General features: G+C 69.2%; 22 protein-coding genes. 13 read left to right on the top strand and 9 right to left on the bottom strand.

Annotation, left to right across the window (positions count from 1 at the left end; all coding sequences use genetic code 11):
* Positions 1-24 precede the first annotated feature (24 nt).
* Positions 25-1509 carry an NAD-dependent succinate-semialdehyde dehydrogenase gene (locus tag ACSUZC_RS04935; RefSeq protein ID WP_439031786.1) on the bottom strand — a complete coding sequence of 495 codons (1485 nt, stop codon included), beginning with the start codon at positions 1507-1509 and terminating at the stop codon, positions 25-27.
* Positions 1510-1623: 114 nt separating this feature from the next.
* Between ACSUZC_RS04935 and ACSUZC_RS04940 the strand changes: the two genes are divergently transcribed.
* The 7 genes from ACSUZC_RS04940 to ccsB all read left to right on the top strand — a co-directional run bounded on the left by ACSUZC_RS04940 (position 1624) and on the right by ccsB (position 8871).
* On the top strand, positions 1624-2562 hold the full coding sequence (locus ACSUZC_RS04940) for an SGNH/GDSL hydrolase family protein (RefSeq protein ID WP_439031787.1): 939 nt from the start codon (positions 1624-1626) through the stop codon (positions 2560-2562).
* 95 nt (positions 2563-2657) lie between these two features.
* Complete coding sequence (hemL, locus tag ACSUZC_RS04945; protein ID WP_439031788.1) at positions 2658-4007, top strand: glutamate-1-semialdehyde 2,1-aminomutase; 1350 nt, start codon at positions 2658-2660, stop codon at positions 4005-4007.
* Complete coding sequence (locus tag ACSUZC_RS04950) at positions 4007-4633, top strand: histidine phosphatase family protein (protein ID WP_439031789.1); 627 nt, start codon at positions 4007-4009, stop codon at positions 4631-4633. The genes hemL and ACSUZC_RS04950 overlap by 1 nt, the downstream gene beginning before the upstream one ends.
* 17 nt (positions 4634-4650) lie before the next feature.
* A complete protein-coding gene (locus tag ACSUZC_RS04955) occupies positions 4651-5244 on the top strand; it encodes a TlpA family protein disulfide reductase (protein WP_439031790.1) in 594 nt (197 codons plus the stop codon).
* Positions 5244-6056: a cytochrome c biogenesis CcdA family protein gene (locus ACSUZC_RS04960; protein WP_439031791.1), complete on the top strand. Its 813-nt coding sequence runs from the start codon at positions 5244-5246 to the stop codon at positions 6054-6056. Before ACSUZC_RS04955 ends, ACSUZC_RS04960 begins: the two co-directional genes overlap by 1 nt.
* An 11-nt stretch (positions 6057-6067) precedes the next feature.
* Complete coding sequence (resB, locus tag ACSUZC_RS04965) at positions 6068-7825, top strand: cytochrome c biogenesis protein ResB (protein WP_439031792.1); 1758 nt, start codon at positions 6068-6070, stop codon at positions 7823-7825.
* Positions 7826-7845: 20 nt separating this feature from the next.
* Positions 7846-8871 (top strand): c-type cytochrome biogenesis protein CcsB, encoded by a 1026-nt coding sequence (ccsB, locus tag ACSUZC_RS04970; RefSeq protein ID WP_439031793.1) that lies wholly within the window; start codon positions 7846-7848, stop codon positions 8869-8871.
* A gap of 39 nt (positions 8872-8910) precedes the next feature.
* Here ccsB and ACSUZC_RS04975 read toward each other — a convergent pair whose 3' ends face one another.
* The 3 genes from ACSUZC_RS04975 to ACSUZC_RS04985 all read right to left on the bottom strand — a co-directional run bounded on the left by ACSUZC_RS04975 (position 8911) and on the right by ACSUZC_RS04985 (position 10046).
* The gene (locus ACSUZC_RS04975) at positions 8911-9387 is read right to left on the bottom strand and encodes a helix-turn-helix domain-containing protein (protein ID WP_439031794.1); all 477 of its coding nucleotides are present in this window, start codon (positions 9385-9387) and stop codon (positions 8911-8913) included.
* Between the two features lie 119 nt (positions 9388-9506).
* Positions 9507-9725: a hypothetical protein gene (locus tag ACSUZC_RS04980; protein ID WP_439031795.1), complete on the bottom strand. Its 219-nt coding sequence runs from the start codon at positions 9723-9725 to the stop codon at positions 9507-9509.
* Positions 9726-9821: 96 nt separating this feature from the next.
* Positions 9822-10046 (bottom strand): BldC family transcriptional regulator, encoded by a 225-nt coding sequence (locus tag ACSUZC_RS04985; RefSeq protein ID WP_238421464.1) that lies wholly within the window; start codon positions 10044-10046, stop codon positions 9822-9824.
* Between the two features lie 280 nt (positions 10047-10326).
* On the opposite strand from ACSUZC_RS04985, the gene ACSUZC_RS04990 reads away from it, so the two are divergent.
* From ACSUZC_RS04990 to ACSUZC_RS05015, 6 genes are all read left to right on the top strand, one after another.
* The gene (locus ACSUZC_RS04990; protein WP_238421550.1) at positions 10327-10599 is read left to right on the top strand and encodes a DUF4229 domain-containing protein; all 273 of its coding nucleotides are present in this window, start codon (positions 10327-10329) and stop codon (positions 10597-10599) included.
* 25 nt (positions 10600-10624) lie between these two features.
* Positions 10625-11746 (top strand): PLP-dependent cysteine synthase family protein, encoded by a 1122-nt coding sequence (locus tag ACSUZC_RS04995; protein WP_439031796.1) that lies wholly within the window; start codon positions 10625-10627, stop codon positions 11744-11746.
* A gap of 119 nt (positions 11747-11865) precedes the next feature.
* Positions 11866-12495, top strand: coding sequence for an ABC transporter ATP-binding protein (locus ACSUZC_RS05000; RefSeq protein ID WP_439032992.1), 630 nt, complete (start codon positions 11866-11868; stop codon positions 12493-12495).
* Between the two features lie 32 nt (positions 12496-12527).
* A complete protein-coding gene (locus ACSUZC_RS05005; protein ID WP_439031797.1) occupies positions 12528-15101 on the top strand; it encodes an FtsX-like permease family protein in 2574 nt (857 codons plus the stop codon).
* Between the two features lie 81 nt (positions 15102-15182).
* Positions 15183-15464 (top strand): helix-turn-helix domain-containing protein, encoded by a 282-nt coding sequence (locus ACSUZC_RS05010; RefSeq protein ID WP_439031798.1) that lies wholly within the window; start codon positions 15183-15185, stop codon positions 15462-15464.
* Positions 15457-16311, top strand: a complete 855-nt coding sequence (locus ACSUZC_RS05015) for a Clp protease N-terminal domain-containing protein (RefSeq protein ID WP_439031799.1) — start codon at positions 15457-15459, stop codon at positions 16309-16311. Before ACSUZC_RS05010 ends, ACSUZC_RS05015 begins: the two co-directional genes overlap by 8 nt.
* A gap of 63 nt (positions 16312-16374) precedes the next feature.
* On the opposite strand, the gene ACSUZC_RS05020 is transcribed toward ACSUZC_RS05015, so the two are convergent.
* The 5 genes from ACSUZC_RS05020 to ACSUZC_RS05040 form a co-directional block, all read right to left on the bottom strand.
* On the bottom strand, positions 16375-17244 hold the full coding sequence (locus ACSUZC_RS05020) for a 1,4-dihydroxy-2-naphthoate polyprenyltransferase (RefSeq protein ID WP_439031800.1): 870 nt from the start codon (positions 17242-17244) through the stop codon (positions 16375-16377).
* A gap of 101 nt (positions 17245-17345) precedes the next feature.
* Entirely contained in the window at positions 17346-18512 is a 1167-nt protein-coding gene (menE, locus tag ACSUZC_RS05025) for an o-succinylbenzoate--CoA ligase (RefSeq protein WP_439032993.1), read from the bottom strand.
* Positions 18509-18826: a DUF3349 domain-containing protein gene (locus tag ACSUZC_RS05030; RefSeq protein ID WP_439031801.1), complete on the bottom strand. Its 318-nt coding sequence runs from the start codon at positions 18824-18826 to the stop codon at positions 18509-18511. Before ACSUZC_RS05030 ends, menE begins: the two co-directional genes overlap by 4 nt.
* Positions 18827-18834: 8 nt before the next feature.
* The gene (locus tag ACSUZC_RS05035) at positions 18835-19116 is read right to left on the bottom strand and encodes a hypothetical protein (RefSeq protein WP_439031802.1); all 282 of its coding nucleotides are present in this window, start codon (positions 19114-19116) and stop codon (positions 18835-18837) included.
* Position 19117: 1 nt separating this feature from the next.
* Positions 19118-20425, bottom strand: coding sequence for an inorganic phosphate transporter (locus ACSUZC_RS05040; protein ID WP_439031803.1), 1308 nt, complete (start codon positions 20423-20425; stop codon positions 19118-19120).
* Positions 20426-20554: the final 129 nt, after the last annotated feature.

Here is a 20554-nt window from a genome sequence, read left to right on the forward strand (position 1 = left end):
GGCGTCAGCGTTGTCTGATGAATGTCAGGTCAGAGCGATGTACTTCACGGACAGGTATTCGTTGATGCCTTCGCTGCCGCCCTCGCGTCCGATGCCGGATTGCTTGATGCCGCCGAACGGCGCTGCGGCGTCGGAGATCACACCGCGGTTCACCCCGACCATCCCGGAGTCCAGTTTCTCGGCGACCCGCATGCAGCGCTCGATGTCGCGGCTGTAGAAGTACGACGCGAGGCCGTACTCGGTGGAGTTGGCGGCCGCGATGCCGTCGGCCTCGTCGTCGAAGGCGCTGATGATCGCGACGGGACCGAAGATCTCCTCGCGGGTCACCGACGCGTACGGGTCGACGTTGTCCAGAACCGTTGCCGGATAGAAGAATCCGCGACCGTCGGGTCGTTCGCCGCCGAGACGTACCCGGGCGCCGTCGGCGACCGCCTGTTCCACGGCCTCGGCGACCTTGTCCCGCTGGTCGGCGTTCACCAGCGGGCCGAGCGTCACGCCGTCGGCGTAACCGGGTCCCATGCGGACCTCGGACATCTTCTCCACCAGCTTCGCGGTGAACTCCTCGACGACCCCGGATTGCACCAGGAAGCGGTTGGCCGCGGTGCACGCCTCGCCCCCGTTGCGCATCTTGGCGGCGAACGCGCCCTCGACCGCGGCATCGACGTCGGCGTCGTCGAACACCAGGAACGGCGCGTTGCCGCCGAGTTCCATCGAGGTGCGCTGGATGCGGTCGGCCGCCTGGCCGAGGAGGTTGCGACCGACCGGGGTCGAACCGGTGAAACTGATCTTGCGGATGCGATCGTCGGTGATCAGCGCGGTCGACACGTCCCCGCTCGAACTGGTCGGCAGCACTGACAGCACGCCGGGCGGCAGCCCCGCCTCGGCGAAGGCCTCGGCCAGGGCGAGCATTGTCAGTGGCGTCTCCCGCGCCGGCTTCACGATCATCACGTTGCCCGCGGCGAGCGCCGGCGCGATCTTGCGTGTCCCCATCGCGAGGGGGAAGTTCCAGGGCGTGATCGCCAGACACGGCCCGACCGGCTGGTGGGCGACCAGAATCCGTCCGTTGCCCGCGGGCGCGTGGTTGAATCGGCCGCCGATCCGCACTGCCTCTTCGGCGAACCAGCGCAGGAACTCGTTGCCGTAGGTCGTCTCGGCGCGGCTGTCGGGCAGGGCGCGTCCGAGTTCGAGGGTCATCAGCATCGCGATATCGTCGGCCCGATCGGTGAGCAGTTCGAAGGTTCGGCGGAGGATTTCCCCGCGTTCGCGGGGTGCGGTGGCCGCCCACTCGTCCGACGCGGCGACTGCGGCGTCGAGCGCGGCACGGGCGTCCTCGACGCCCGCGTCGGCCACCGACACCAGCGCCTCCTCGGTGGCCGCATCGAAGACCTCGAAGCTTTTCCCCGACGCCGCGGGGACGGATTTCCCGTCGATCCAGAGCCCGGTCGGCACTGCGTCGAGCACGGCCTGCGGGTCGAGAAGGTTCGTGTTGCCGGTGTCGTCGCCACTCATCGGAAGTCACATCCTCACTCGTCGGTTTGCTATCCGAACCCTACTCCCGACCTCGCGATCGACCCGCTGAGCAGCGGTGTTGCCGAGCAGTCGAGATGCGGTGACGATGGCGTCGTGGCGAAACCAAGGCTGTTGGCGACCGTGACCGCACTCGTCGCGGCGGGTGCGATCCTCGCGGGCTGTGCCCAGTCGACGGAAGCGCCTGCCCAGTCGACGCAAAACGACGCACGGTCGACGGAAACAGCAACCCAGTCGACGGGAAACGACGCACGGTCGACGGAAACGCCTGCCCGGTCGACGAAGTACGTCAACCTCGGTGACAGCTTCAGCGCCGGCACCGGCGTCCGCCCGCTGGAGGCGGACTCGCCCATCTACTGCCTGCGGTCGTCGAAGAACTTCGCCCACCTCCTCGCCGAGCAGGAGGGCGTCGAACTGACCGACGTCAGCTGTGCCGGCGCCGACACCGAGGACTTCCGCGCACCCCAGCATCAGGGGGTGCCGGGCCAACTCGAGGCCCTCGACGCGGACACCGACTTCGTCACGCTGATGATCGGCGGCAACGACAAGGAGACCTACAGCCGCGCGATCCGGCTGTGCGGCGAGGTGGCCGACACCGACCTGACCGGTTCGCCGTGCACCGACCGCTACGGCCGATCGCTGATCGAGCCGGTGGCGACCGAGATCTACCCCGCCCTCCGGCAGGCCCTGCGCGACGTCCGGGACCGCGCCCCGAACGCGAAGGTCCTCCTCGCCGGGTATCCCTGGCTGCTTCCGCCGACCACCGGCTGCTACCCCGTGATGCGGATCGCCGCGGGCGACGTGCCGATGATCCGGGAGCTCCAGACGGCCCTCAACACCTACGGCAGCCGCGCCGCCGGGGAGGAGGGCGTGCGCTGGGTGGACATGTCGCAGGTGTCCGAGGGGCACGACGTCTGCGCCGGCGACCAGCGCTGGATCGAACCGATGACCACGCCGGGTCCGGGGGCGGTGCACCCCAACGACCGGGGCCAGGAGGCCATCGCCGAGCAGGTGCGCAAGGCGCTCGCGGAGTAGGGTACCGGTCCGCCAGATGGGCCGCTGAACCACGGCGCAGGCCTCCGACCAGCGGGGATTTGGGTCACCCGGTGCCGTTTGGAACACTGTAGGCCGTGACCCCTTCCGCTGATGCCACCTCCGCTCCCGGTACGGACGCCTCGGCCGCACTCTTCGCGCGCGCGACGCAGTCCATCCCGGGCGGCGTCAACTCTCCGGTCCGCGCGTTCTCGGCGGTCGGCGGCACGCCGCGGTTCATCGCGAGTGCATCCGGCTGCCGGATGACCGATGCCGACGGCGCCGAATACGTCGATCTCGTCAGCTCCTGGGGTCCGATGATCCTGGGGCACGCGCATCCGGCCGTCGTCGAGGCGGTGCAGCGTGCGGCCACCGGCGGACTGTCCTTCGGCGCCCCGACCGAGGCGGAGATCGAGCTCGCCGAGGAGATCATCGGCCGCGTGGACCCCGTCGAGCGGGTCCGCCTGGTGAACTCGGGCACGGAGGCGACGATGTCGGCGATCCGCCTGGCCCGCGGTTTCACCGGCCGGTCCAAGATCATCAAGTTCGCCGGCTGCTACCACGGTCACGTCGACGCCCTCCTGGCCGCGGCCGGTTCGGGTGTCGCAACCCTCGGACTCCCGACGAGCCCCGGCGTCACCGGCGCCTCGGCCCACGACACGCTCGTCCTCCCGTACAACGACCTGACCGCGGTTGCCGACGCCTTCGCCGCCCACGGCGACGACATCGCCGCCGTCATCACCGAGGCCGCGGCGGGCAACATGGGGGCCGTCGCCCCGGTCGAGGGCTTCAACGCGGGCCTGCGGGATCTGACCCGCAGGCATGGTGCGCTGCTCATCATGGACGAGGTCATGACGGGCTTCCGCGTGAGCCCGAGCGGCTGGTACGGCCTCGAGGGCGTGGCCGGTGACCTCTACACGTTCGGAAAGGTGATGAGCGGCGGCCTGCCCGCCGCGGCCTTCGGCGGCCGCGCCGACGTCATGGACCGGCTCGCGCCCACCGGCCCCGTCTACCAGGCGGGCACGCTGTCGGGTAACCCCGTCGCCGTCGCGGCGGGCCTCGCGACGCTGCGTAACGCCGACGTGGACGTCTACCGCAAGCTCGACGCCAACGCCGACCGGCTCGCGACACTTCTCACCGAGGCGCTCACCGAGGCCGGGGTCGCCCATCGGGTGCAGAAGGCGGGCAACCTGCTGAGTGTGTTCTTCGCTACCGACCCGGAGATCCCGATCTTCGACTACGCGGGCGTGTCCGCGACGCAGACCTGGCGGTTTGCCCCGTTCTTCCACGCGCTGCTCGAACGCGGCGTCTACGCACCGCCGAGCGCCTTCGAAGCCTGGTTTGTGTCCGCGGCGCTCGACGAGGATGCTTTTTCGCAGATCGCCGATGCGTTGCCCGCGGCAGCGCAGGCAGCCGCGACCGCAGCCACCCCGGGGGACAACGCCTGATGCACACGATCGTCCACATGATGCGCCATGGAGAGGTCGACAACCCCGACGCCATCCTCTACGGCCGGCTCCCCGGGTTCCGCCTGTCGGGCGCGGGCCGGGCGCAGGCCGACAAGGTCGCCGCAACCCTGGCCGACCACGACATCAAGGCCGTCTTCGCCTCCCCGCTGCAGCGGGCGCAGGAGACCGCCACCCCCATCGCCGCCGCGCACGGTGTCCCCATCGTCACCAACGACGACCTCATCGAGGCCGAGAACGTCTTCGAGGGCCTCAAGGTCTCCGTCGGCGACGGCGCGCTGAGCAAGCCGCGGCACTGGCCCAAGCTCCGTGACCCGTTCACCCCGTCCTGGGGCGAGCCCTACATCCAGCTCGCGCACCGGATGCTGGCCGCGGCCAACAAGGCGCGCGACGCCGCCCGCGGGCACGAGGCGGTCTGTGTCAGCCACCAGCTCCCCGTCTACACGCTGCGCCGCTTCCTCGAAGGTCAGCGTCTCTGGCACGACCCGCGTCGCCGCCAGTGCTCGCTGGCCTCGCTGACCAGCCTCATCTACGACGACGACGCCCTCGTCGACATCATCTACTCCGAGCCGGCCGGTGCTTCCGACCCGCTGGCCACCGGTGCGTGACACAAAGGTCTGACGTAGTGCGAAAGTTTCTCCTGCCGGCAGTGCTGTCGGCCCTGGTCATCATGATCGCGGGCTGCAGTACCGGCGACGACGCGGTCGCCCAGGGGAACACCTTCCAGTTCGTCTCGCCCGGCGGACAGACGGTCATCACCTACCCCGTCGAAGACCGCAAACCCATCGCCGACCTCGGTGGCGAGGACCTGGTGACCGGGCAGCCGCTGTCGCTGTCGGACCCCCGTTTCGTCGGCAAGGCAGTGGTGATCAACGTCTGGGGATCATGGTGCGGGCCCTGCCGTGGCGAGGCCGACGACCTCGAACGCGTCTACGAACGTCACCGCGACGCCGGTGTCGAGTTCCTCGGCATCAACCTGCGCGACGACCGTGAGTCCGCCAAGGACTTCGTCATCGACCGCAACGTCGGGTTCCCGTCGATCTACGACTTCCCGGGGATGTCACTGGCCGCGCTGACCACCCCCACCTCGGTGGTGCCGACCACGATCGTGCTCGACCGCAGGCACCGCCCGGCGGCGGTGTTCCTGAAGGCGGTCTCCGACGCCGAACTCGACGAGGTCGTGCAGCGCGTCTCGGCCGAACCGGCGGGCCCGATGTGATGAACGCCTCGACCACCATCCTCGCCGCCTCGATCGGCGACACGTTCGCCGACACCGTGTCCAGCGGGCCGCTGCTGCTCGCGTTCGCCGCGTGCCTGCTCGCGGGGCTCGTCTCGTTCGCGTCGCCGTGCGTCGTGCCGCTCGTCCCGGGCTACCTGTCGTATCTCGCGGGCCTCGTCGGGGCCGAGGCACCCGCGGTGAAGGTCGGCGAACAGGCCAAGAGCGGTCGGTCGCGCGTCGCACTCGCCGCGGGTCTGTTCGTGCTCGGCTTCACCGTCGTCTTCGTCGCGGCGACCGCCACCGTTCTCGGCGTGACGAGCACCTTCGTCTTGAATCGTGAACTGCTGCAACGCATCGGCGGCGTCGTGACGATCGCCATGGGTCTGGTGTTCATCGGCCTCATCCCGGCGCTGCAGCGTGAGGTCCGATTCGAGCCCCGCCGCGTCTCCAACATCGTGGGCGCACCCCTGCTCGGCGCGGTCTTCGCGCTCGGCTGGACGCCGTGCCTCGGGCCGACCCTGGCCGCTGTGATCGCCACGGTCAGCGGAACCGAGGGGTCGACGGCAGCCAAGGGCGTGACACTCATCGTCGCGTACTGCCTCGGGCTCGGACTCCCGTTCGTGATCCTGGCGTTCTCCTCGGCCTGGGCGCTGCGGAGTCTCGGCTTCCTGCGACGTCACGCCCGCACGATCCAGGTCGTCGGCGGCGTCCTGCTGATCGGCGTGGGCGTCGCCCTGCTGACGGGCTGGTGGGACCAGTTCATCGTCTGGGTCCAGGTCCGATTCGTCACCGACACCCAACTACCGATCTGAGTGCCAGTTCCATGACCGATGTGACCGACCGCCCGCAGGTGGACACCCCCGAGCCGGCCCGCAAGCCCCACTGGGCGCGACGCCGGGTGCTGTGGCCGCTCCGCAACCTGTGGCGCTCGCTCACCTCGATGCGCACCGCGCTGATCCTGCTGTTCCTGCTCGCCCTCGCCGCGATCCCCGGTGCTCTGCTCCCGCAGCGCGAACTGAACGAGCAGAAGACCCTCGAGTACATCGCCGCCCGCGGTCAGCTCGGGACGTGGATGGACAGACTGCAACTGTTCGACGTCTTCTCCAGCGTGTGGTTCACCGCCATCTACGTCCTGCTGTTCGTCTCGCTCGTCGGTTGCCTCACGCCGCGGATGGTGGAGCACTTCCACAGTCTTCGGGCCAGGCCGGTCGCCGCGCCCCGCAACCTGTCGCGGTTGCCGCGGCACGTCACCCACACCGTCGACGGCACCCCCGAGGACGTCGCCCGACGCGTCAGCTCCCGATTGCGTGGATGGCGTCGGGAGGTGGTCGTCCGCGAGCCCAGCAAGGCCTACCCCGACGGTTGCGTCGAGGTCTCCGCGGAGAAGGGGTACCTGCGCGAGTTCGGCAACCTGGTGTTCCACTTCGCATTGCTGGCCCTCCTGGTGTCGATCGCGGCGGGCAAGATGTACGGCTACGAGGGCACCCGCAGTCTGGTCGCGGACGGCGAACAGGGGATGTGCAACACCTCCACCGCCGTCTACGACTCGTTCCGCGCCGGCAATCTCGTCGACGGCACCGACCTGTCGCCGTTCTGCTTCCGCGTCGACGACTTCTCCGCGACCTTCCTGCCGAGCGGTCAGCCCGACATGTACGACGCGACGATCCGCTACGCCGAGGGCTCCGACGGCAACGTGGGCAACCTCGGCAACCCCGCGACGTGGGCGAGCGCCTCGGTGCGTGTCAACGAACCGCTCCGGGTCGCCGGTGATCGTGTGTACGTCCTCGGCAACGGGTTCGCACCGAAGTTCACCGTGACGTTCCCGAACGGGGAGAAGCGCTCGCAGACCACGCCGTTCGTGCCCGATGAACTGCAGACCATGCTGTCGTCGGGAGCGGTGCGATTCGACACCCCGGCCGGTCTGTACCCCGATCCCGACGACCGTCGGAAGAACCAGATCGCCCTCGAGGGCCTGTTCGCGCCGACGGCGTCCTTCCACGGCTCGCTGCTGATGTCGTCGTCGCCCGAACCCGACGACCCGTTCGTCGCGATCCGGATCTTCAAGGGCGACACCGGCCTCGACACCGGTAAGCCGCAGAACGTCTACTCCCTCGACCAGGAGCTGATCGAGCAGGGCCGTCTGCAGCGGCAGGCCCAGGTCAACCTCGCGGTGGGGCAGAGCCACACGCTGGCCGACGGCACGACGGTGACCTTCGACGGTTACGAGCGCTGGGTGTCGGTCCAGGTCTCCCACGATCCCGCGCAGGTGTGGGTCCTGGTCAGCTCGATCGTGATGCTCGGCGGCCTGCTGGTCTCGCTGCTGATCCGTCGTCGACGCATCTGGGTCCGGCTGGTACCGGTGCCCGAATCGGGGTCGGGTGTCACGGGGTCAAGCGTCACGGGGTCGGAAACCGATGGCGATGACCAGCACGATCCGAAACGACGTACTGTAGTAGAGATCGCCGGCCTGGCACGTACCGATCAGGCCGGCTGGGGAGAGGGCTTCGACGAGCAGGCGGCCGGACTCGTGGCCGAGGATGCGGACGGGCCCGACTCGCGGCGTACGACACGGCGGCTCTAGCAGCCGGCGAAAGGAACCTGATGAACGACGGAACGACGATGCCGATCGACGAGACGCTCGCGCGGTACTCGGACCTGTTGTACGGCACCGCGATGACGGTCTACGTCGTGGCGGTCGTCCTGTTCCTCGGCGCACTGGCCGCAGTCCGGGGCCGTCGCCTCGAGCAGAAGTCGCTGGTGAACGCGGGCGCCACGGGCGCCGCCGACGGCGAGCAGCGAGTGCCGGGCCGCGTCGAGGGGCCGGAACGGCGCACGCTGGGCGAGAAGCTCGGCAACATGGCGCTGCCGGTGGTCATCGTGGGTCTTGTCGCCCACATCGGCTCGATCGTGTTGCGCGGCATCGCGACCGAACGCGCGCCGTGGGGCAACATGTACGAGTTCATCTCGATGACGTGCGCCGCCGGAGTGCTCGCCGGTCTGATCATCCTGCGCAAGCGGGAGCACCGCCCGCTGCTGTCGTTCGTGCTGCTCCCGGTCATCCTGCTGATGTTCATCGCCGGCCGCTGGCTGTACACGCAGGCCGCACCGGTCGTCCCGGCACTGAAGTCGTACTGGTTGGCCGTGCACGTCTCGATCATCTCGGTGTCGTCAGGCATCCTGCTGGTCTCGGGTGTCGCCAGCATCCTGTACCTGATCAAGGTGCGCTGGGCGGCGACATCGACCGATGCGGCCGCGTCGGTGGCGACCCGTCCCGGGATAGGGGGTGCACTGCGGCGCATCGTCGAGCACCTGCCGTCGACGGAGAGCCTGGATCGCCTCGCCTACAAGTGCGTCGTGATCGGATTCCCGCTGTTCGGCCTCGGCGTCATCTGCGGCGCGATCTGGGCCGAGGCCGCGTGGGGCCGCTTCTGGGGCTGGGACCCCAAGGAGACCGTGTCGTTCATCGCGTGGGTCATCTACGCCGCCTACCTGCACGCCCGCGCGACCGCGGGATGGCGCAACAACGCGGCGGCGTGGATCAACGTCGCCGGATTCGTGGCGATGCTGTTCAACCTGTTCATCATCAATCTGGTGGTGTCCGGCCTGCACTCGTACGCGGGCCTATAGGCACCGCGGCCGAGCGGCTCGGCCGACGCGCGCCGGACGTCAGCCGGCGGTGTCGGCCGACGCGGACTGCTCGGCGTTCTTGGCGATCGCCTGTGCCTTCACGAGTTTCAGCAGATCGATGAGAGCGTCGATGGTGTCGGGGCACAGCGACGCCATGTCGATCCCCGACAGGTGGCTTCCGGTGACCTGGAGCATCTCCACGTAGTTCTGCTGCTGCCGAACGCGTTCGAGGTCCTCGTCGGGATTGGAGAGGAAGTACGTGACGCTGACGTCGAAGGCGCGTGCGATGGCCTCGACGGTCCGGAACGAGGGTGTCCGCGCCTTGCCGGTGCGCAACTGGGAGATGTAGGCGTCGGAGAGGGAGTATCCGAGCCGGTTGGCCTTCTCGGCGATCTTCTTCCCGGTGTACCGGATGCCGTTCTCGTCACGGCTGTGCTCGAAGAGATAACCGATCTTCTCGGCGAAGCTCAGGTCGTCTTCGGTCGACGCCCCTTGCGGAGATCGTCCGGGGTTCAACGGCGCCTTCTCTCGGATCAGCCAACGGGGGATCGATGGTGATCTGGACGATACCCTACCCACGGGTATGTTCCGCCGGGGCGTCTGAACCTGGTCTCAGTTTTTGATCGTCCCGGCGCCTACGCGTCGTCGCTGTCGGTGCCATTGGACCCTCGCGTTCGATTGTCGAGGTCGCGCAGGAAATCCGGGTCGTCGTCGGGGCCGAGGGGGCCGCGTGGGCGGGTGCGTCGGGGGCCGGGCGAGGGGGTGTCACCGGCACCGTCGGCGTGCGGTCCGAAGGCGCGCCACATGAGGAAACCGATGGCGAGCAGACCGAGAACGGCGAACAGATAGATCATGACAACCTCCCGACGACCAGCGTACGTGAGTTGCCGGGGTGGCCACGCCGAACGACGTGCCCACCGGACGGATGCCGGTCGACCGGATGACCGGGGTCAGTGGGTGCGGCGGTTGAGCAGCGCGACGACGTCTTCCTCGCGGAAACGTCGATGCCCGCCCGGGGTACGGATGGAGCCGAGGATGCCCGAACTCGCCCAGCGCGCGACGGTCTTGGGATTCACGTTGAACATCGCGGCGACCTGACCCGGGGTCAGGGTGTGCTGACTGGCCATGCCCGGGGTGATGTAAGCGGCATGCGGTGCGGATTCGACGGTGGTCATGATTCCCCCTGGTGCTTCGTTGCGTGCTCCGTCGGTGCGCCGGAGGTGGCGAGCGGCTCGGCACATGGTGGACGAGTGCTTCATGAATACACGCAAAACGCCCAGGTACTCGAACCGTCAGCGGTAGGTAAAGAGCGTGCAAAGGCCCGCGACCTGCGGAGGCGTTCCGGGTGCCCAGTAGTCTGGTGGGGTGAGTGAACCGCAGGACCGCAACGTCGCAGGCGACAGTTCCCCCGAGAAATCCGCACCCGCAGCCGCCCCGCAGGCGGGCGGGCGTCCGATGACGCTGGCGGTCGCATTGTTCGCCTATACCTTCGCGCGGTTGCTCCTGGTCGCGGCGGTCGTCGTGATCATCCTGGTCGGCGGCCGCCTCGTCGACGTCGAGGTTCCGTTCCTGGTCGCGGCGGTGTTCGGCGTCCTGATCGCGCTGCCGCTGGGCATGGTGCTGTTCAAGAAGCTCCGTCTCAAGGTCAACGGCGAGATCGCCGCCCTGGAGGCCGGACGACGATCCAAGCACGACGATCTGCAGGCGCGCTTGCGCGGCGACAAGTGAGTCCCGCTGCAGGAGTTGCGGGGCGATGAAGCCGACGCGGGTCGTCGACCGGCGCGCAGACCGCTCCTGGGCGCAGAACGCCGTCCGCCTGATCGAGGCCGATGCGCGCCGCAGCGCCGACACCCATCTGCTCCGCGTCGCATTGCCGTCGTGGTCGCGATGGGCGGGTCCCGACGCCGAGGTCGGGATCGACCTCTACGTGAAGGACGAGTCGACCCATCCGACCGGTTCGCTCAAACACCGCTTGGCGCGTTCGCTGTTCCTCTACGCCCTGTGCAACGGCTGGGTCGTGCAGGGCACCCCGGTGATCGAGGCGTCGTCGGGGTCCACCGCGGTGAGCGAGGCCTACTTCGCGGAGCTGATCGGTGTCCCGTTCATCGCCGTCATGGCCCGCAGCACCTCGCCCGCCAAGACCGCCCTGATCGAACGTCACGGCGGGCGTTGTCATTTCGTCGACCATCCCGGCGAGGTGTATGCCGAGGCGCTGCGGCTCGAGGAGGAGCTCGGCGGTCACTTCATCGACCAGTTCACGATGGCCGAGCGCGCCACCGACTGGCGCGGCAACAACAACATCGCGGAGTCGATCTTCGCGCAGATGGCCGACGAGGATCATCCGATCCCGACCTGGATCGTCGTGGGTGCCGGGACCGGGGGCACGTCGGCGACACTCGGGCGCTACGTCCGCTACCGGCGCCACGACACGTGGCTGGCGGTCGTCGACCCGGAGAACTCGGTGTTCCTGCCGGCGTACGAGACCGCCGACGGGACCCTCACCGCCCAGACGGGGTCGCGAATCGAGGGCATCGGGCGGCCCCGGGTCGAGCCGTCGTTCATCAGCCAGGTCATCGATCGGATGATCGGGGTGCCGGACGAGGCGTCGATCGCGACCGCGCGCCGCGTGAGTGACCTGCTGGGCCGACGCGTCGGCGGATCGACCGGCACGAACATGTGGGGTGCCTTCTCCCTGGTCGCCGAGATGGCCGCGGCCCGCACGCCGGGCAGCGTCGTGACACTGCTGTGTGACTCCGGGGATCGCTATGCGACCACGTATTTCGACGACTCGTGGCTCGCCGGAAGCTCTTTCGACCTCGGACCGGCGGATGCGGTCCTCGACGAGTTCTTCGCGACCGGTCGCTGGGGAGCGTGAGAAGAACCGGGCGTGTCCCGGGGGTGGGTTACGATCCGGGGGTGTCGAAGGAACCCGGGCAGGCGCCCGGCGCCGGACGTGCCCTCGTGGAGGCCGTCGATCTGGTGCGTGAGTACCAGATGGGCGAGGAGCGGGTCCGTGCTCTCGACGGGCTGAATCTCTCGGTCGACGGCGGCCAGTTCGTGTCCGTCGTCGGTCCGTCCGGGGCGGGCAAGAGCACCTTGCTGCACGTGCTCGGCGCGCTCGACACCCCGACGTCGGGGCGGATCACCATCGACGGAGTGGACCTCGGCTCCCTCGACGACACCGCCGCGTCGGAATTCCGCCGCAACCGGGTCGGTTTCATCTTCCAGTTCTTCAACCTCGTCCCGACGATGTCGGCGTGGGAGAACGTGGCATTGCCGCGACTGTTGGACAACCAGTCGCTGCGCAAGGCGAAACCGCGTGCGGTGGAACTGCTTCGCCGCGTCGGGCTCGGGAACCGGGTCGACCATCGACCCTCAGAGCTGTCCGGCGGGCAGATGCAGCGCGTCGCGATCGCGCGGTCGCTGATCATGGACCCGACGATCCTGCTCGCCGACGAACCGACGGGCAACCTGGACTCCAAGACCGGCGACTCGGTTCTGGAGTTGCTGTCGGAGGTGGCGCACGACACCGCCGACCGTCTCGTGGTCATGGTGACCCACGACCCGAAGGCCGCCGCCGTCGCGGACACCACGATCACGGTGCGCGACGGGAAGATCGCCTAGTGCCGAACCGGGTCCCCCCGCCGGCTGAGCCGGTGCGGAGCGGAGCGACGAGGCGAGTCGAAGCCCTGGGCGCCGGTGTCACGCGCATCCGTCTGCTCAACCTCCGCGAGATCCGCACCCACCGGTTGCGTCTGTTCACGTCGCTGGCGGTCGTGATCGTGTCGTCGGCCCTGTTGGTCGCGGTCCTGGGGACCTACGGGTCGACCTCGGAATCGGTGCGCGAGTTCAACAGTGCGGTGTCGGGTACCGCCGACATCGAGGTCGCGGGGATCACCGACACCGGAGTCGATGAGGCACTGGCCGGTCAGATCCGTCGCGATGTCGACGATGCGAAGGCCGTCGTGCCGATGGTCCGGGGGTCCGTGGTCGTCGACGGCTCGTCGGTCCCGCTTCTGGGTTCGGATCAGCGCGTCACCGCACTGTCGGGCAGTCTGCGAGCCGCGGTCCAACAGGAGCAGTCGGGGCAACAAGGCCAGTCGGCGGCCGTCGATATCGACCGGTTGCGCAACGGCGTGCTGGTGGGTCCCGGCCTCGGCCTCGAGCGCGGGCAGAAGTTGGCCATCGACGGCGTCGACGTCGAGGTGCTCGAGGTCATCGACAACGAGCAGGCGGCCGCGCTCAACAACGGGCGTTTCGTCTTCGCCTATGTCGACCTCGCGCAACGGCTGCTGCGGCTCGACGGACGGCTCGATTCGATCCTCATCGTCACCGATCCCGGCGCGGATGTGTCCGCGGTGCGGTCACGGGTGGAGTCCATCGTCGCGGGCCGCGCGGTGGTGGTCGACCCGGACTTCCGGGCCAAGCAGGCCGAGGTCGCGAGTTCGGTCACGCGAGATGCGACCCTGCTGGTCTCGCTGGTGTCCCTGGTCATCGCGGCGTTCCTGGTCTTCAACACCATGAACATGGCGGTCGCATCGCGTCGCAAGTCCCTGGCGATGATCCGTGCGCTGGGTGCTCGGCGATCGCACCTCGTCGGCGACATGCTGGGTGAGGCCGCGCTGATGGGTCTGGTCGGTGGAGTCGTGGGTGTCCCGCTCGGAATCCTCGCGGGCCGAGCGGTGATCAGCAGCCTGCCCGACCCGCCGGCCGACTCGGTGGGCACGGTCATCAACTACCACCTCCCCGGTTACGCGCCGGTGGTCGCAGTCCTCGCGTGCGTGATCGCGTGTGTCGCGGCGACGACCCTCGCGGCGCGCTCGGTGTTCTCGGTGTCACCGGTCGAGGCGATGGCACCGGTCGAGGTGTCCGACGCGGCGCCGCGCCGGGGTCCCGCCGTCGTCATCGCCGCGATACTCGGTGTCGCCGGGCTCGTCGCGTCGTGGGTGATCGTCGCGACGGTGCCCGGTAGGCCCGCCATCCTCGCCGGTGTCTTCTACCTCGTCGGCGCGCTGCTCGTCTGCTTCGCGCTGTCGAAGCCGTTGTCGTGGTTGGTCGTCCGGGTCGCCCGCTGGTTCGCCGGGCCGGGACGGCTCGCGTCGGTCAACACCGAACGCGCACCGCGGCGAGCATGGGCGACGCTCATGACCGTGGCCGTGGCGATCGCCGTCGGCATGGGGACGTCGGGTGCGCTCGACAATCTGGTGTCGTCGATGTCGAAATCGCTCGACGGCCTGGGGGATCCGGACTTCTACGTGTCGTCGACCTCGGCGGCGAGCCTGCCGCTCGGCCCCCTCCTGCCGCAGGCGGTTGCCGAACGGGTGGCCACCATCCCCGGTGTCACCGAGGTGGTCGGCGGGCAGTGGGCCGCCGTCAACATCGGCGAGAGCAAGGCGAATGTGCAGGGGCTCGAGCCGGATTCGCGCGCGCCGTTCATGCGGAAGGCATCTCCGGAAGCGGTGGCACAGGTACTCGCCGGCGACGGGATTCTGCTGTCCAACGTCCTCGCCCGCGTCCTCGGGGTCGGTACGGGTGACACGGTCGAGCTCGCCACGCCCAGCGGTCCGCGTCAGACGGTGGTGCGCGACACCGTCGACTATGTATCGCTGGATTCCGGTGTCGCCGCGATGTCGCAGCAGCTGCTCGGGGACTGGTTCGGGCGCGAGGGCGACACGTACCTGCAGGTGATCACCGCCCCCGATGCGGACGCCGAGCAGATCCGCGGGCAACTCGAGTCCGCGGTCGAGGACGTGACGACCACCGGGAACAAACCGATCCGTGTGTACAGCGGGGCCGAGGCGCTCGCCGCGACCCAGGCGACCGTCGAGCAGGCGGGCGCGTTCACGGTGGCGATCCAGTGGATCGTCGCCGGTGCGGCCGCGATCGCACTCCTGAACACGCTGCTGCTCTCGGTCATCGAGCGCCGCCGCGAGCTGGGTGTGCTGCGGGCCATGGGTGCGTCGCGCAAGTTCGTGTCCCGCATGGTGCTCGCCGAAGCGGGTGCGGTCGCCCTGATCGGTTCCGCGGTGGGCGTCGTCCTGGGCGCGACCATGCATCTGTTGAGCAATCAGATCCTCACCATCACGACCTCGCTGACCGTCATCTACTCGCCACGCCCGTCGGCGCTGCTCTTCGTCGCCATCGCCGTGGCTCTCTGTCTCATCGGCGCCTTCGTCCCGGCCGTGCGTGCGGCGCGGATGAACATCAGCGAGTCGATCCAGAACGAGTGATCCAGGCTCTGGCCGGGCTCGTGCACGTCTCTGTTGTCAAGAAATATTGACAACCCCTCGTCGTCAACATAACCTGACAGCATGCACGACGACCAGAACACCGACACCGCACCCGACGCATCGAGCGCCGACCTGGCGGGAGCAGCTGCGAGCAGCGATCCCGGACGGGGCCTGGCTGCGGTCCGTGCGCTGCGCACGCTGGCCGACCGGCTCGAAGACGTGCAGGTGGCCAACGCCCGTGCCCATGGGTGGAGCTGGCAGGCGATCGCAGAAGTGCTGCAGATCAGCCGGCAGGCCGTGCATCAGAAGCACTCACAACGTGAGGCCCGCGAGAGTGGGCCGAGAGGAGACACCGATGTTTGAGCGAATCAGTCGCGACGACAAGATGCTGCTGGCATTCGCCACGCAGGAGGCCGGCGACCTGGGTCACCGGCAGCTGGGCAACGACCACCTGCTCCTGGGCATGCTCTGCAACGCCCGGAGCCCGTTGTTCACGTTCCTCGCCGACCAGGGGCTGACCCTGGCCCCGGCGAGAGAAGTGGTGCGTACGTACCACGAGGAACACGCCGACACCGAAGAGTCCGGATCGTCCGCCGACGACGAGTCGGGACGCCGCCGATACGAAGAGGATCGAGAAGCCCTGCGCAGCATCGGCATCGACCTCGACAAGGTCCGCGAGGCCGTCCGCGGTCGCTTCGGCGAGGATCTGTCCGACGGCTGGGGAGAACGGCCCGAGCGAGGGCCCCGCGGCCGCGGTCGACGTGGCCATGGGCGCGGTCACGGGCACGGTCATGGACCGCACCGTGGCCGCGGACCGCGTCCCGAGTGCGGCCCGGCCGAATTCGGTGCCGCGAACGCCGCTCCCTGGGGTCAGGGCTTCGGGCCGGGACCCTTCGGCCCGGGCGGACCCATGGCAGGCGGGCCGTTCGCCGGCGAAGGCGGCCCGTGGGAACCCGGACGGGGTCGACGCGGACCGCGCGGACGCGGGTTCCGCCCGCGCTTCGCGAGCGAGACGCGTGACGCGTTCGGCCGGGCGATGGAGATCGCACGCGACCGAGGAGACCGGCGCCTGCGCGCCGAGTACCTCCTGCTCGGGATCATCGACACCGCCGACGAACCGTCGCGGGCGCTGATCGAATCGGTCACCACCGCCGACGAACTCCGGGCCGCGCTCTGGGCGACCCTCCCGGAGGTCGACGCCCAGGTCTGACTCGGGTCGTCGAACCTCAGACGTGCCCGCCCCACGACGATCCGTGGGGCGGGCACGGTCGTGTCAGGAGAGCGCCAAGGTCACCGCGGTGACCAACGCCCACGCCAGCATCGCCTTTCCGGTCGAACCGATCGACGCGATCAGGCCGGGCCCGACGGCGCCGGTCCGGACCGGCGCGTAGGCCTGCCACAGCAACGGGAACGTCAGCAGGGCGAGCAACGCCCAGGGGGTGGCGAACGCCAGGGCGACGCTCATCACGAGGGGGGTCAGCAGCAACACCGCGAACAGGGTGCGGGTGCGTGCATCGCCGAGTCGGACCGCGAGGGTGATCTTGCCGGACTCGGTGTCACTGGGGATGTCTCGCAGGTTGTTGACGACCAGGACGCTGCTCGAGATCGCGCCGACGCCGACGGCGCATGCCAGCCCGACCCAGTCGACCCGGCCCGAGGCGACGAACTGCGTGCCGAGCACCGCCACCAGCCCGAAGAAGGTGAACACCGCGACCTCGCCCCACCCGGCGTACCCGTAGGGCCGCTTACCTCCGGTGTAGAACCACGCGCCTGCGATGCAGATCGCCCCGACCAGGACCAGCCACCACGCCGTCGCGATCGCCAGCACCAGTCCGCACACCGCGCCGATCCCGAAACACAGGAACGCCGCGATCTTGACCGAATTCGGTGACGCCGCTCCCGATCCGACGAGTCGCATCGGGCCGACCCGGTCGTCGTCGGTGCCGCGCACGCCGTCGGAGTAGTCGTTGGCGAAGTTCACGCCGATGATGAAGGCCATCGCGACCAAGAGCGCCAGCACGGCCTTCCACCACGAGATGTCGCCGGAGTGCAGCGATGCGCCGACCCCGGCCACGACCGGGGCGACCGCGTTGGGGAGCGTGCGCGGACGAGCGCCCTGAATCCACTGCGTTGGGGTAGCCACGCGTCGATCCTGCCACGGCGCCAGCAGCCTGCAGGCGGGGAGTAGGTGTCGCACTTCGTGACGGGCGGCGACACGAAGTGCGACATCGGGGGCAGCAACCCCTACGTCGCCGAGCCGAACCTGTCCCGCAGGGCCCGGCGGTCGTACTTGCCGGGACCGCGCAGGGGGAGCGCGTCGAGTTCGACGACCTCCCGCGGGGCGGCGTACCGGTCGAGGCGTTCGGTCACCGAACCGCGAATCCGGTTGGGGTCCAGACGTTCTCCGGGACGAACGACGACGAAGGCGACGACCTTCTCACCCAGGCGCGGATCGGGCAGACCCACGACGACGCATTCGGCGACTGCCGGGTCGTCGACGATCACGGCCTCGACCACCTGCGGGACGACGGTGAGCCCGCCGGTGGAGATGGCCTCGTCGGCCCGTCCGACGATGGTGAGCGTGCCGGCGTCGTCGAGGACGCCGAGATCATCGGTGCGGAACCATCCGGGCTCGGCGAAGGCGGGATGGTCGAGCCGGTTCCGGTACCCGTGTGCGACGACGGGCCCGCCGAGCATCACACGCCCCACGCCGTCGGGTGCGGCGTCGACGATGCGGACCTCGACGCCGTCGAGGGGGGTGCCGTCGTAGACACACCCGCCGGCGGTCTCGCTCATGCCGTAGGTCGCGACGATGGGCAGGCCCTCGGCGAGTGCCCTGTCCTGCAGAGGTTTCGGGGTCGCCGCGCCGCCGACGAGGATCGCGTCGAGACCGCGAGAGGCCGCGGTGGCGCCGGCATCGTCGAGGACTTTGACGAGCTGGGTCGGGACCAGGGACGTGTATCGCCGCGGGCCGTCGAGATCACCGACGGCGCGTGCGTACGACGACGGGTCGAATCCGTCGTCCAGGTCGAGGATGGCCGGGGTGTGCCCGGCGGCGAGCGCGCGCAGCAACACCTGGAGTCCGGCGATGTGGTGCGGGGCGAGGGCCAGCAACCAGTTGCCCGGGCCGCCGAGGCGCCGCGCGGTCGAGTGCGCCGACGCCGCGAGGGTCGACGGCGTGTGCTGGGCGCCCTTGGGTGTGCCGGTCGATCCGGATGTCGAGATGACGAGTGAGAACGCGTCGTCGATGGATGCCCCGACACCCAGCGCGGTGACGAGTTCGGTTGCGGCGCGGTCTGACTCGGGGACGGGGGCATACGCCGACGACCCGTCGAGGATCGCCCGGACGTCGTCGAGACGGTCGACGACCGCAGGTGTGGCGGGCAGTGGCAGCGCGCGGAGGACCTTCAGGACGGCTCCCGGCCGTCGTCGTCGAACGGCCACCCGCGCGACGCCAGATGGTCGCGCACGCGCGCGATGTCGTCTTCGTGGGGCAGTTCCTGGGTGTAGCGGGTGATCTTGACCGCGGCGTCGATCTTGGAGATGGGCTCGGGCGGGGGCGGGGACTCCTGCGCCAGTTCGAGCGACACCCGCTCCACCTCGTCCTCGGTCAGCTGGCGGCGCAGCAGCGCGACGAGCGGGATGTAGTCGCCCTGCGGGACGCCGTCCGGGTAGCCGGCACGCAACCAGTCCACGATCCTCTGCAGGAACGTCGGACGGTCCACGGGCGGCCTCACTTGTATCCGAAGGGGAAGATCTTGAACCCCGTGTAGTAGAAGATCGTCTGTCGCGTGATCCAGAGGATTCCGGTGAGGACCACCAGGATGACGACGCCGAAGATCACATACGCCAGGGTCTTCAGCGCGGGGTGCGGGTCCTGCGGGGTCTCGTCGGCGTTCTCGCCACCGGACCCGAGGGTCTGCAGGCGGAGTCCGACGGCGAAGAGCGCGGGCAGGCCGGCTCCCAATAATAGTCCGACGACCAGGACCTTGCCGATCGCTTCGACGGTCTCCACGTCAGATGGTCCTCTCGGGATCGCGTTCGATGATCTCCGCGGGGATGGTCGGCGGGACGGGCAGTGTGGTCTCGGCGCCTTTGTCCCAGGCGCCTTCGTCCCAGGCGTCTCCCTCCCAGGCGTCTCCCTCCCAGGCATCCCCCTCCCAGGCATCGTTGACGTTCTCGTGGTCGACCTTGGTGCGCTGGGCCCGCCAGTACATGTAGCCCGACGCCACGATCAGCAGGGCGAAGATGATCACCGAACCGGTGACGTCGCCGAAGAGGTGCGCGAGGTAGTAACAGACGGCTCCGACGGCTCCGGCCGCCGGCAGCGTGGTCACCCAGGCGACGCCCATCCGGCTCGCGACCGACCAGCGGACGTGGGCGCCCTTGCGTCCGAGTCCCGACCCCAGGATCGATCCCGTGGCCACCTGGGTGGTCGACAGCGCCATGCCGGCCGCGCTGGAAGTCAGGATGATGGCTGCCGACGACGCCTCTGCCGCCATCCCCTGCGGGGCGGTGATCTCCACGAGCCCCTTGCCGAGGGTTCGGATGATCCGCCAGCCGCCGAGGTAGGTGCCTATCGCGATCGCCGCCGCACAGCTGAACACCACCCAGAACGGGAGTCCGTGGCTGACGCTCGAGGCGTCGAGGTGACCGGTCGCGATGAGGGCCATCGCGATCACGCCCATCGTCTTCTGCGCGTCGCCGGTGCCGTGGGCGAGTGAGACCAGCGACGCGGTCGCGACCTGCCCGTAGCGGAAACCGCCCTCCTTGGCGCCGTCGGCGATCCGCCGCGTGATCACCAGGACCAGCCAGGTTCCGCATGCGGCGACGATGCACGCGATCACCGGCGCGAGCAGTGCGGGGATCAGGATCTTCGACGTGATCCCGGACCAGTTGATGCCGTCGACGCCGATGGCGGCCAGGCCCGACCCGATGAGACCGCCAAACAGGGCATGCGACGACGACGACGGCAAGCCGAACAGCCACGTGACCAGATTCCACAGGATTCCGCCGATCAGACCCGCGAAGATGATCAGCAGCGCCGTCGTCGCCGACAGTCCGGCGACGAGTTCGCCGGCATCGGGCCCGGACGTCTGCTGGATGTCGAGGACGTCCTTGGTGATCGTCGCCGCGACCTCGACGGACAGGAAGGCGCCGACCAGGTTCAGGACCGCCGAGATGCCCACGGCGACCTTGGGTCGGAGCGCGCCCGTCGCGATCGAGGTGGCCATCGCGTTGCCGGTGTCGTGGAAGCCGTTGGTGAAGTCGAAGCCGAGGGCCGTGATCACCAACAGCACCAGGATCAGCATCTCGCCGCTCATGGCAACGATTGTCGGGGCTGGGGTCCGGAATCCCCAAAATCCTGGCGCAGTTCCGTCGCCGACCCGCCCGTGGGCAGGGAGGCTATCGTACGTTCAGCAGACCCCTCGGCAACCGAGCTCCTCTGTGGA

The organism is Gordonia terrae (assembly GCF_051789125.1).
GTDB lineage: Bacteria > Actinomycetota > Actinomycetes > Mycobacteriales > Mycobacteriaceae > Gordonia > Gordonia terrae_A.

Coding starts and splice junctions, on each gene's coding strand:
- ACSUZC_RS04980 (WP_439031795.1), bottom strand. CDS start 9,725: ATGATCTATCTGTTCGCCGTTCTCGGTCTGCTCGCCATCGGTTTCCTC.
- ACSUZC_RS04985 (WP_238421464.1), bottom strand. CDS start 10,046: ATGACCACCGTCGAATCCGCACCGCATGCCGCTTACATCACCCCGGGC.
- ACSUZC_RS04935 (WP_439031786.1), bottom strand. CDS start 1,509: ATGAGTGGCGACGACACCGGCAACACGAACCTTCTCGACCCGCAGGCC.
- resB (WP_439031792.1), top strand. CDS start 6,068: ATGACCGATGTGACCGACCGCCCGCAGGTGGACACCCCCGAGCCGGCC.
- ACSUZC_RS04960 (WP_439031791.1), top strand. CDS start 5,244: ATGAACGCCTCGACCACCATCCTCGCCGCCTCGATCGGCGACACGTTC.
- ACSUZC_RS04950 (WP_439031789.1), top strand. CDS start 4,007: ATGCACACGATCGTCCACATGATGCGCCATGGAGAGGTCGACAACCCC.
- ccsB (WP_439031793.1), top strand. CDS start 7,846: ATGAACGACGGAACGACGATGCCGATCGACGAGACGCTCGCGCGGTAC.
- ACSUZC_RS04990 (WP_238421550.1), top strand. CDS start 10,327: ATGACGCTGGCGGTCGCATTGTTCGCCTATACCTTCGCGCGGTTGCTC.
- ACSUZC_RS05015 (WP_439031799.1), top strand. CDS start 15,457: ATGTTTGAGCGAATCAGTCGCGACGACAAGATGCTGCTGGCATTCGCC.
- ACSUZC_RS05010 (WP_439031798.1), top strand. CDS start 15,183: ATGCACGACGACCAGAACACCGACACCGCACCCGACGCATCGAGCGCC.
- ACSUZC_RS04995 (WP_439031796.1), top strand. CDS start 10,625: ATGAAGCCGACGCGGGTCGTCGACCGGCGCGCAGACCGCTCCTGGGCG.
- ACSUZC_RS05040 (WP_439031803.1), bottom strand. CDS start 20,425: ATGAGCGGCGAGATGCTGATCCTGGTGCTGTTGGTGATCACGGCCCTC.
- ACSUZC_RS05000 (WP_439032992.1), top strand. CDS start 11,866: ATGGGCGAGGAGCGGGTCCGTGCTCTCGACGGGCTGAATCTCTCGGTC.